This is a genomic window from Mesorhizobium sp. WSM4935, assembly GCF_029625735.1.
Classification (GTDB): Bacteria; Pseudomonadota; Alphaproteobacteria; order Rhizobiales; family Rhizobiaceae; genus Mesorhizobium.
On the sequence record NZ_JARTVR010000003.1, the window covers coordinates 334284 to 345603 of the forward strand.

Annotated in this window: 10 protein-coding genes; 8 read left to right on the forward strand and 2 right to left on the reverse strand. The window is 64.2% G+C overall.

Translation table 11 applies throughout. From position 1 onward, the window contains the following. The first annotated feature begins 56 nt into the window (after positions 1-56). Genes P9273_RS09665 through P9273_RS09675 form a run of 3 tightly spaced genes read left to right on the forward strand, consistent with a single transcriptional unit; the run spans position 57 to position 4049 of the window. Positions 57-1520, forward strand: coding sequence for an aldehyde dehydrogenase family protein (locus P9273_RS09665; RefSeq protein ID WP_278048706.1), 1464 nt, complete (start codon positions 57-59; stop codon positions 1518-1520). A 10-nt stretch (positions 1521-1530) separates the two neighbouring features. Then, on the forward strand, positions 1531-2574 hold the full coding sequence (locus tag P9273_RS09670) for a tartrate dehydrogenase (RefSeq protein ID WP_278048707.1): 1044 nt from the start codon (positions 1531-1533) through the stop codon (positions 2572-2574). A gap of 17 nt (positions 2575-2591) precedes the next feature. After that, positions 2592-4049: an NAD-dependent succinate-semialdehyde dehydrogenase gene (locus tag P9273_RS09675; RefSeq protein WP_278048708.1), complete on the forward strand. Its 1458-nt coding sequence runs from the start codon at positions 2592-2594 to the stop codon at positions 4047-4049. Between the two features lie 12 nt (positions 4050-4061). On the opposite strand, the gene P9273_RS09680 is transcribed toward P9273_RS09675, so the two are convergent. Next, positions 4062-5336, reverse strand: a complete 1275-nt coding sequence (locus tag P9273_RS09680; protein ID WP_278048709.1) for an NAD(P)/FAD-dependent oxidoreductase — start codon at positions 5334-5336, stop codon at positions 4062-4064. A gap of 16 nt (positions 5337-5352) precedes the next feature. Further along, a complete protein-coding gene (locus tag P9273_RS09685; RefSeq protein ID WP_278048710.1) occupies positions 5353-6021 on the reverse strand; it encodes a haloacid dehalogenase type II in 669 nt (222 codons plus the stop codon). 320 nt (positions 6022-6341) lie between these two features. Here P9273_RS09685 and P9273_RS09690 point away from each other — a divergent pair, with 320 nt between their 5' ends. The 5 genes from P9273_RS09690 to P9273_RS09710 all read left to right on the forward strand — a co-directional run bounded on the left by P9273_RS09690 (position 6342) and on the right by P9273_RS09710 (position 11313). After that, on the forward strand, positions 6342-7181 hold the full coding sequence (locus P9273_RS09690; RefSeq protein WP_278048711.1) for a GNAT family N-acetyltransferase: 840 nt from the start codon (positions 6342-6344) through the stop codon (positions 7179-7181). Positions 7182-7305: 124 nt separating this feature from the next. Further along, entirely contained in the window at positions 7306-8679 is a 1374-nt protein-coding gene (locus P9273_RS09695) for an aspartate aminotransferase family protein (RefSeq protein ID WP_278048712.1), read from the forward strand. Next, positions 8676-8903, forward strand: coding sequence for a hypothetical protein (locus P9273_RS09700; RefSeq protein ID WP_278048713.1), 228 nt, complete (start codon positions 8676-8678; stop codon positions 8901-8903). Before P9273_RS09695 ends, P9273_RS09700 begins: the two co-directional genes overlap by 4 nt. After that, the gene (locus P9273_RS09705) at positions 8881-9639 is read left to right on the forward strand and encodes an HAD-IA family hydrolase (RefSeq protein WP_442920203.1); all 759 of its coding nucleotides are present in this window, start codon (positions 8881-8883) and stop codon (positions 9637-9639) included. Before P9273_RS09700 ends, P9273_RS09705 begins: the two co-directional genes overlap by 23 nt. A gap of 63 nt (positions 9640-9702) precedes the next feature. Then, complete coding sequence (locus P9273_RS09710; RefSeq protein WP_278048715.1) at positions 9703-11313, forward strand: ABC transporter substrate-binding protein; 1611 nt, start codon at positions 9703-9705, stop codon at positions 11311-11313. Positions 11314-11320 lie beyond the last annotated feature (7 nt).

Consider the following 11320-nt stretch of genomic DNA (forward strand, 5'->3'; position numbering starts at 1 on the left):
CATGCTGCGTATCGGCACGGGCTAGGCTCAAGCCGATGCTGCCGAGTGGTTTGCCAATGAGCCTGAGCTTCGATCCCGATTCAATCTGTCTTCCCGTCGGCCACTTCATCGATGGGGAGCTGATTTCGGCCGAGGGTGCGATCGAGATGCGCCGCCCTTCCGACGGCAAGGCATACACCGCCTGCCCCGTGGCCAGCGTGGACATGGTCGACCGCGCGGTGGAAAGCGCCAAGGCGGCGCTGAAAGCCAGCAACTGGGGCGGCGTTCGGCCACGCGAGCGTACCAGGGCGCTGCAGGCCTGGGCCGATCTGATGGAAGCGGAAGCCGAAACGCTCGCCAGGATCGAGGCACTGTGCTCGACGCGACCCGTGGGCCAGCTTATCGCCGGCGACATCGCCGTCACCGCCGAGCAGATCCGCTTCTTCGCGGAATTCGCCGACAAGGAAGGCAGCGACCTCGTGCCAACCGACGACGCCAGTCTCGGCATGATCATGAGCGAGCCCTATGGCGTGGTCGCCGCGATCACGCCCTGGAATTTTCCGATCTCGATGGCCGGCTGGAAGCTCGGCCCGGCGCTGGCCGCGGGCAATGCGGTCGTACTGAAGCCTTCGGAAATGACGCCCTTCTCTACCGTCTATATGGCGCAGCTCGCCGTCAAAGCCGGTCTGCCGGCAGGACTCGTCAACGTGGTGCTCGGCGACGGTTCGACCACCGGAACGGCTTTGATCGGCCATCCCGAGATCGCCAAGGTCAGCTTCACCGGCTCCACCCGCGCCGGTTCGGCGATAATGGAGAACATCGCCCGCACCGGCGTGAAGCCGATGACGCTGGAGCTCGGCGGCAAGAGCCCGCAGCTCGTCTTTGCCGATGCCGATCTCGACAAGGCGGCAGCAGCAATCGCCGGCAGCGTCACCTTCAACGCCGGCCAGGCTTGCGTGGCCGGAACGCGCCTGATCGTCGAGAAGAGCGTGGCCGACAGGTTGACGGCGGCCATCCTTGAGCGAATGAGGGCGGTGCGACCCGCCCCGACCTGGGACGAGGCGACGCAGTATTCGCCGATCATCTCCGAACGGCAGCGGGCGCGTGTCAACGGGATCGTGCGGGCCGCGGTCGAGGCCGGCGGCAAATGCCTGGCCGGAGGCGCCGCCATGGACCACCCTGGCTATTTCTATGAGCCGACGCTGATCGCCAATGTCGATCAGAACAATCCGGCGATCGTCGAGGAGATCTTCGGCCCGGTCCTGACGGTCCAGACCTTCGAGACCGAGGACGAGGCGCTGGCGCTGTCCAGCCATCCGACCTATGGCTTGGCTTCCGGCCTGTTCACCTGCGACCTGTCGCGCACGATCCGTCTCGCGCGCAAGCTCGAAGCGGGCACCGTCTGGGTCAACCGCTACAGCCGCTCGCGCGACCACATCCTGCCGACCGGCGGCTACAAGCGCTCCGGCATCGGCAAGGATCTCGGCCGCGAGGCCTATCTCGCCAACCGCAGGACCAAGAGCGTCCTGATCAGCCTGTGAAGAGACACCGATGAAAACCTACTCGATCGCCCTTATCCCCGGTGACGGCATCGGCCGCGACGTGACCGCCGCCGCCTGGACGGTGCTGGAAACAGCGGCCAAGCACTCCGGCTTTATCCTCAGGGGAACCGAATTCCCATGGTCCTGCCGCTTCTTCAAGGAGACCGGCCGCATGATGCCCGAGGACGGCATCAAGACCTTGCGCGGCTTCGACGCCATTCTTCTCGGCGCCGTCGGCCGGCCGGCCGAAGTGCCGGATTCCGTCTCGCTCCACGGCCTGCTGCTGCCGATCCGCAAGGCCTTCGTGCAATACGCCAATATCCGGCCGCACCGCTTGCTGCCGGGCGTCAGGGGCCCGCTGCGGGCCGAGAGCTTCGACATCCTTTGCATCCGCGAGAACACCGAAGGCGAATATTCCGGCGCCGGCGGACGCGTGCACCAAGGCACGCTGGACGAGGTCGCGGTGGAGACCTCGATCTTCACCCGCGCCGGCGTCGAGCGCATCCTGCGCTTCGGCTTCGAGCAGGCGCGCGCGCGACGAGGCAGGCTTGCCTCCGTCACCAAGTCCAACGCGCAGAAATACTCGATGGTGTTCTGGGACGAGATCACGCGGAAGCTGGCGGCAGACTATCCGGACGTCGCGGTGACCAGCTATCACGTCGACGCGCTCGCCGCGCGCATGATCATGGAGCCGCAGAGCCTCGACGTGGTCGTTGCCTCCAATCTGTTCGGCGACATATTGACGGATATCGGCGCGGCGATCCAAGGGGGCCTCGGCTACGCCGCCTCCGCCAACATCAACCCGGACCGTTCGGCGCCGTCGATGTTCGAGCCGGTGCACGGCTCCGCCCCCGACATCGCCCATCTCGGCATCGCCAATCCGATCGCCGCCATATGGTCCGGCGCAATGATGCTCGATCATCTCGGCGAAAAAGACGCGGCCGGCCGCGTCATGAACGCGATTGAAGCGACAACCGCGCGGGGCATTGGAACCACCGCCGGCAAGGACGGCACAGACGCCATCACAGCCGCGGTCGTCGCGGCGTTCAAATGATTGCAAGGTCGTTTTCGATGAAAGGCTTGAAAGACAAAACTCTCTTCCGCGAAGCCGGACTGATCGGCGGCAGATGGGTCGAGGCCGGTTCCGGCAGAACCGTCGATATCATCGATCCGGCGACACAGCTATCGATAGGCACGGTACCAGACATGGCAGGTCCGGAAACCCGTGCGGCCATAGAGGCCGCGGCTTCCGCCTATCGGGATTGGAGGAAGAAGACCAACGCCGAACGTGCTGCCCTGCTGGAGGCATGGCATGGCCTGATGCTCACGCATCTGGACGATCTCGCCCTGGTCCTGACGACGGAACAGGGCAAGCCGCTGGACGAGGCCAGAGGCGAGATCCGCTACGGCGCCTCCTTCGTCAAATGGTTCGCCGAGGAGGCGCGCCGCATCAACGGCCACACCATCCCCTCGCCTACATCAGACCGCCGCATCATCGTCCTGAAGGAACCCGTCGGCGTGTGCGGCATCGTCACGCCGTGGAACTTTCCCAACGCCATGATCACCCGCAAGGTCGCGCCGGCGCTGGCCGCCGGCTGCACGGTGGTCATCAAGCCGTCCGAGTTCACGCCCTATTCGGCGCTGGCGCTCGGCGTGCTCGCCGAACGCGCGGGCATTCCCGCCGGCGTCATCAACATCGTCACCGGAATGCCGGCCGAGATCGGCAACGAGATCATGGCGAACGAGACCGTGCGCAAGATCTCCTTCACCGGTTCGACCAGAGTCGGCTCGCTGCTGATGCGCGGAGCGGCGGACAGTGTGAAAAGGCTCAGCCTCGAGCTCGGCGGCAACGCGCCCTTCATCGTCTTCGAAGACGCCGATCTCGACCTCGCCGTCGAGGGAGCGCTTGCGTCGAAGTTCCGCAACGGCGGCCAGACCTGCGTGTGCGCCAACCGCATCCTCGTCCAGGCTGAGGTCTATGACGCCTTCGCCGCAAAGCTAAGCGCCCGCGTCAACGCCATGACGGTCGGCCCAGGTACTCAAGCCGGCGTCGCCATCGGGCCGATGATCAACATGGCGGCGGTCGAGAAGATCAATCGTCATGTCGAGGACGCGCTCGCCAAAGGCGCCACGATCGTCACGGAAAAGCCGGTGCTGCCGGAGGGGCCTCAATATGTCGCGCCGCTGGTGCTGACCGGCGCCACAAAAGAGATGCAGCTTGCCGGCGAGGAAACCTTCGGCCCGGTTGCGCCGCTCTTCCGTTTCGAGACGGAAGAGGAGGCGATCGCGCTGGCCAACGGCACGCCTTACGGGCTCGCCTCCTACTTCTACACCGAGAACCTGAAACGCGCCTGGCGGGTCGGCGAGGCGCTGGAGTTCGGCATGGTGGGGCTCAACACAGGCTCGGTCTCGATGGAGGTGGCTCCCTTCGGCGGCGTCAAGCAGTCCGGCCTCGGGCGTGAGGGCGCGCAGGCCGGCATCGAGGAATATCTGGAACTGAAGAGTTTCCACATGGGCGGGCTGGGCTAAACCCCAACCCGATCACTGGATTCGGTCGAGCGCCTTGTAGTAAAGGCCGACCATCGGCAGGAACCAGGGCTTGCCGGAATAGCCGGGAATGGCAGGCCACTCGAGCCCCTTCATGGGATTGCGATCCTCGCGGCCGAGCATGGCATCGGCCATGGTCATGCCGAGCTGGGTGGAAAGCTGCGCACCGTGGCCGGAATAGCCCATCGCGTACCACACCCCGTCATGATAGCCGGCCCGCGGGAAGCGATCCTTGGTCATGTCGACCAGCCCGCCCCAGCAATAGTCGATCTCGACTTTGGCGAGCTGCGGGAAGATCGCCGCGAGGCTTGCCCGCAATATCTGTCCGCTCTTGGCGTCGGAGCGCTGGTCCGATGTCGCCGAGAAGCGCGCTCGGCCGCCGAAGATCAGGCGCTTGTCGGGCGAAAGCCGGAAGTAGTTGCCGATGTTCATCGAGGTCACGCATGTCCGGTTGCCCGGCATGGTCGCGCCGATCTCCGCATCGCTCAGCGGCCGCGTGGCGATGATGAAGCTACCGACGGAGATGATCCTGCGGCGGAAATAGCTGAAATTCGGCGTGGTGTAGGCGCCGGTCGCCACCAGCACGTTGTCGGCACTGATACGGCCGCGGGCAGTGGTCAGGTCATGCCCTTTGCCGGTCTGTTTGTGATGCGTCACCGCCGCACTCTCGTGGATGACAGCGCCGTGGCGAACCGCGGCTATCGCCAGCCCAGCCGCATAGCGGCCCATATGCATCATGGCGCTTTTCCTCGACAGCATCGCGCCATGGAACGGCGATCCGATCTCGGACTTGAGATCGGCCGCCGACAACAGCGCCGTATCCGGATCGACCTCGGCATGGACGGCTTCGAAGTTGCGGGCGATCGCTTCGAAATGCTGCGGCTTGGAGGCGAGCTTCAGCTTGCCGGCGCGGCGGAAATTGCAATCGATGCCCTCCTCGGCGACCAGCGCCTCGATGGTGTCGACGGAGTCGTCCAGCGCCCGGTAGAGGGCGATTGCGCGTTCCTTGCCGAGCTCCGCCTTGGCCGCAAGGTAGCTGTGGGCGAGACCGTTGTTCAGGTGCCCGCCATTGCGCCCGGACGCGCCCCAGCCCACCCGCTCCGCCTCCAGCACGACCACCTTGGCGCCGCCCTTCGCCAATTGGCGCGCAGCAGCGAGACCGGTGAAGCCGCCGCCGATCACGGCGGCGTCGTAGTGCCCTTCGACCGGGCCTTTTACCCCGCCGGCAAATACCGGAGCCGTGTCATGCCAGTAGGAGACGAATTTCATCGGCAATCCGCCTGTCTCAAAGCCCGACCACGCCCGGCAGACCAGAAATGTCGGCGATCTCAACGTAGCCGTAATAGGGGTTGGCCGGCTCGTGGCCGCGGTTGACCCAAACCTTGTTCTTGATGCCGAGATCATGCGCCGACATCAGGTCGTAGCGGAAGGAGGACGAGCAGTGAAGAACATCCTCTGGACGACAGCCCAGCCGATCGAACATGTATTCGAAGGCCTTGAAGCGCGGCTTATAGGCCTGTGCCTGCTCGGCCGTGTAGACGGCATGGAACGGTGCGCCGAGCTTCTCGACATTGGACATGATCTGCGCGTTCATCGCGTTGGAGAGGATGACCAGCGGAATTTCCTTCGCAACCTTCGAAAGCCCCGCCGGAACGTCCGCGTGAGGCCCCCAGGTCGGGACGCGTTCATACACCATCCTGGCGTCGTCGGGACTGAAGGCGACGCCGTTGCGCTTGCAGGCGCGCTCGAGTGCGTTGTGGATGACGTCGGCATAGGGCTTCCAGTCGCCCAATATCTCGTCGAGCCGGTACGCCGCGAAGTTCTTGATGAATTCCTGCATGCGCGGTTCGTCGAGCCGGCTGCCGTAGAGGTCGCGCGCCGCTTCCGCCATCTGGAAATTGGTCAACGTGCCGTAGCAGTCGAAGGTGATGTATTTGGGCCTGAAAAATGCCATATCCGTCGATCTCCGGTGGAAGCACATCCGCGTTGGATGTCTTTCATCATAGGCCGGCAGACGACGACCCACCTGACCGAAAAGCGCCTCCCGAAAGCAGAAAGTTCCGTATCCGCCATGCGGTTTGGCACGCTGTAGCATCTTGAGCGTCGATGGCTGCCGCCGTCGGCGGAGTGAAGCGCATCTAGTTCAATGGACGCCAGCACAAGATGCGGCGCACCCCCCGCGCAACGGCGAATGATACTGCCGAAGCCAAAACCTTCAGACGATCTGCGGCGCGCCGATGGCCGAGACTTGCGGGGCAGATAAAAGGATGCCTCATGCAGCAAGGCGAGATCGAGCTCCAGGATTTCGGACCGGACCATATCGAGGGCGCAGTCGCGTTGTCTCGGCAGGAGAATTGGCCGCATCGCCCGCAGGACTGGCAGATGGCGCTGCAGCTCTCGAGCGGCGCGGTCGCGCTCGATGAGCAGCGCCGGGTCGCCGGAACCATCCTGGTCACGCCCTACGGCTGGGATTGCGCCATGATCAACATGGTGATCGTCGACCGGAGCGCGCGGGGCAAGGGGCTCGGTCGCCGCCTCATGGAACAGGCCTTTGCCCTTGCCGGCGACCGTCCGCTTCGGCTCGTCGCGACGGCGGACGGCATGCCTCTCTATCAGAAGCTGGGCTTTGTTCCCTCGGGCACGATCCTGCAGCATCAGGGCAACGTCGTTGCGCTTGGTGCGCCCGACAACGTGGAAGCAGCAAGCGCCGATGATCTGCCGGAAATCAAGGCGATGGATCGCGACGCCTATGGCGCCGACCGTGGAGCCTTGATCGATGCGCTGGCCGAGCGCGGCGAATTCGCCGTCATCCGCCGCAATGGCTTGATCGAAGCCTATGCCGCAATTCGCCCGTTCGGGCGCGGCGAGGTGATCGGCCCGGTCATCGCGGAAAATACCGACGACGCCAAGGCCTTGATCGGCTTCTTCGCCGCGGAGCGTCCCGGCGCCTTCCTGCGCGTGGATACCGACAGCAGGACCGGCATCGGCGGCTGGCTCGCTGAAATCGGCCTCGTCCATGTCGGCGGCGGCGTGGCCATGGACCGTCCTGCCAAAAACGGCCCCGCACAGGCCAGGCCAAAAGTTTACGCGCTCGCCAACCAGGCGCTCGGGTAGAGCCGGATGATTTCGGATCGAGTCGATCCGAATCCGAATCCGTCGCTAAATCAAAGAGACAGGCAGATGTCGTCCGAAAACCGCTTCACACCTTTCGGCGTCATGCTCTAACCGGAGGACAATAATGCTCGCCAATTCCCTGATTGAACTCGACCGGGCCCATCTCATCCATCCGGTCGCCTCCTATCGCGGGCATGAGGCGCTCGGCGTGCGCGTGCTGAAATCGGCGAAGGGCGCGACCGTGACCGATGCGTCCGGCCGGCAGCTTGTCGATGGTTTCGCGGGTCTGTGGTGTGTCAATGCTGGCTACGGACATGACAGCATCGTCGAGGCGGCCGCCCGGCAGATGCGCGAGCTTCCCTACGCCACCGCCTATTTCGACCTCGGCTCGGAGCCGGCCATTCGGCTCGCCTCGGAGCTCGCCGAGCGCGCGCCGGGCGATCTCAACCACGTCTATTTCACGCTCGGCGGGTCGGACGCCGTCGACAGCACGATCCGTTTCGTACGCTATTACTGGAACGCCAGGGGCGAGCCGCAGCGCGACCAGTTCATTTCGATCGAGCAGGGCTATCACGGGTCGTCGGTGGTCGGCGCCGGCCTGACGGCCCTGCCCGCCTTCCATGCCGGCTTCGGCATCCCCTTCGAATGGCAGCACAAGATCCCCTCGCCCTATCCCTATCGCAATCCGGTAGGCGAGGACGGCGAAGCGATCATCGCCGCATCGCTTGCCGCACTGAAGGCCAAGATCGAAGCGATCGGTCCGGAACGGGTCGCTGCCTTCTACGCCGAGCCGATCCAGGGCTCAGGCGGCGTCATCGTCCCGCCGAAAGGCTGGATCAAAGCAATGCGGGAACTCTGCCGCAAATACGGCATCCTGTTCATCGCCGATGAGGTGATCACCGGCTTCGGCCGCACCGGGCCTCTCTTCGCCTGCACGGATGAGGACATCGTTCCCGATTTCATGACGACGGCGAAGGGACTGACCTCGGGCTATGTTCCTATGGGCGCCGTGTTCATGGCCGATCATGTCTACAACGTCATCGCCGATGGCGCGGGCAGCGCGGCGGTCGGTCACGGCTATACCTATTCCGCTCATCCGGTCAGCGCCGCCGTCGCGCTCGAGGTGTTGAAGCTCTATGAGGACGGCCTTCTGGAGAACGGCGCCAGGGCTGGCGCCCGCCTGATGGCGGGCTTGGAGGAGCTGAGAAGCCACCCGCTCGTCGGTGACGTGCGCGGTCGCGGCATGCTTGCGGCGGTCGAACTGGTGGTCGACAAAAAGAGGAAGACGCCGCTTCCCGCCTCGTCCATGCCGGCACGGCGTATCTTCGACAGGGCGTGGGACAACGGCCTGATCATCCGTGCCTTTGCGCATGGGGTCCTCGGCTATGCACCCCCGCTCTGCTGCACGGACAGCGACATCGATGCGATCATCGAGCGCACGCGCCGGACGCTGGACCAGACGCTGGACGACGCGGATGTCCGCCAGGCGCTGGCATGAAGGGCGGCCAATATTTCGCGTTTCGAAATATCGCCGCGGCAGACGATTTCGCAATTTTGTGCCGCTACCTCGCGCCTTTTCGGCGAATCCAGCGCGGGGGAAGTGCCAGACTGCTTTTTAAGACAAGGCCAGAAAGCCCGAATTTCCAGGCTTTTGAACAGGCCGACGCCCCGGACAGCACGGAATTTTGTTCTGTTCAGCATGAGCAATTCGGTCGCGCGTAGAGGAGAGCCAGTCTTGGCCAGGGGCTTTAGCGAGTTCAAATACATGACCTTCGACGTGGTCGGCACGCTGATCGACTTCGAGGGCGGCATCACGAGTTGCCTGGCCGGGATCGCCGCTGAGTCAGGTGTTTCCATCGACGGCGAGGAGGCGTTGGCCCTTTACCGGCAGGCTCGCTACATGCCGGATGCGGGCCTATTCCCCGACGACCTTGCACGCGTCTACATGGTCATCGCACCGCGGCTCGCTCTGCCGGCCGAGGAGAAGTACGGCGTCCGCCTGCGGGATTCCGTCAGCACCTGGCAAGGCTTCCCCGACAGCGCGGCGGCGTTGGCCGACCTTGCGAAATCTCACAAGCTCATTGCCATGACCAATGCCCGGCGCTGGGCGCTCGATCATTTCGAGAAGCAGCTCGGATCGCCCTTCTTCGCCGCTTTCACCGCCGACGACACCGGCACGGAGAAACCGGATCCGGCCTTTTTCCAGGCAGTCTTCGATTTCGTGGCCTCCCGCGGCGACAGCAAGGACGACATCCTTCACGTCGCGCAAAGCCAGTATCACGACATCGGCATATCCCGGGCGCTCGGCATGGCCAATTGCTGGATCGAGCGCCGCCATGCCCAGAAGGGCTATGGCGGCACGATAGAGCCCGAGCGCTTCACCGTGCCGGACTACCACTTCACCTCGATGGCGGCGTTTGCGGCGGCCGTGCGGGAGAGCCTGAAAGAACGAACCTGAACCCAAGCCGGAAAAGCCGCAGCAAGACGCGCTTCCTGACCAACCAACAGAAAGGGGAACGACATGACCGACAAGATCACGAACTGGACCGGAGCAGACGATGCGATGGTCGAAAACGCCATTCGACGGGGCGCCAGCCGCCGCGAACTCCTCAAGATGCTGCTGGCCGGCGGCGCCGCGGTTGCCGCAGGCGGCGTGGTGCTTGGCCGCGCCACGCAAGCCGTCGCCGCCACGCCCGTCTCCGGCGGACATCTCAAGGCGGCGGGCTGGTCGTCCTCCACAGCCGACACGCTCGATCCGGCGAAGGCGTCGCTCTCCACCGACTATGTCCGCTGCTGCTCGCTCTACAACCGCCTGACTTTCCTCGACAAGGACGGCAAGACGCAGATGGAGCTGGCCGAAAGCTTCGACAGCAAGGACGCCAAGACCTGGACCGTGAAGCTGCGCAAGGGCGTCACCTTCCATGATGGCAAGGAGCTCACCGCCGACGACGTCGTCTTCTCGCTGAAGCGTCATCTCGACAAAGCGGTCGGCTCCAAAGTCGCCAAGATCGCCGCGCAGATGACCGGCTTCAAGGCGGTCGACAAGTCGACAGTCGAGATCACCCTCGCCGACCCGAATGCCGACCTGCCGACCATCCTGGCGCTGCACCACTTCATGATCGTGGCCGACGGCACCACCGACTTCTCCAAGGGCAACGGCACCGGCGCCTTCGTGCTGCAGACGTTCGAACCGGGCGTGCGCTCGGTGGTCACCAAGAACAAGAACTACTGGAAGTCAGGCAAGCCCTATCTCGACTCCTTCGAGTTCATCGCCATCACTGACGACAGCGCCCGCGTCAACGCCCTGATCTCCGGCGACATCAATTTCGCCGCCTCGATCAATCCGCGCTCGATGAAGCTGCTGGAGAGCCAGCAGGGCTTCGAGCTGTCGAAGACGACCTCGGGCAACTACACGGACCTCAACATCCGGCTCGACATGGCTCCGGGCAGCAAGGCCGATTTCGTTGCCGGCATGAAATATCTCGTCAACCGCGAGCAGATCGTCAAATCGGCCTTGCGGGGCCTCGGCGAAATCGGCAACGACCAGCCCGTCTCGCCGGCGAACATCTTCCACAACGCCGACCTCAAGCCGAAGGCCTTCGACCCGGACAAGGCGAAGTTCCACTTCCAGAAGGCGGGGCTGCTCGGCCAATCCATCCCCGTAATCGCTTCCGATGCAGCGACCTCGTCGATCGACATGGCGGTGATCATCCAGGCCGCCGGCGCCGATATCGGCATGAAGCTCGACGTCCAGCGCGTGCCCTCCGATGGCTACTGGGACAATTACTGGCTCAAGGCGCCGGTCCATTTCGGCAACATCAATCCGCGCCCGACGCCGGATATCCTGTTCTCGCTGCTTTACGCCTCCAACGCGCCTTGGAACGAAAGCCAATACAAGTCCGAGAAGTTCGACAAGCTGCTCGTCGAGGCGCGCGGCCTGCTCGACCAGGCCAAGCGCAAGGAAATCTACGGCGTGATGCAGACCATGATCGCCGAGGAAGCCGGCACCATCATCCCGGCCTATATTTCCAACGTCGATGCCCTTTCCAGCAAGGTGAAGGGTTTGGAAGCGAACCCGCTCGGTGGCATGATGGGCTACGCAATGGCGGAATACCTCTGGCTCGAAGCCTAAGAGGCGC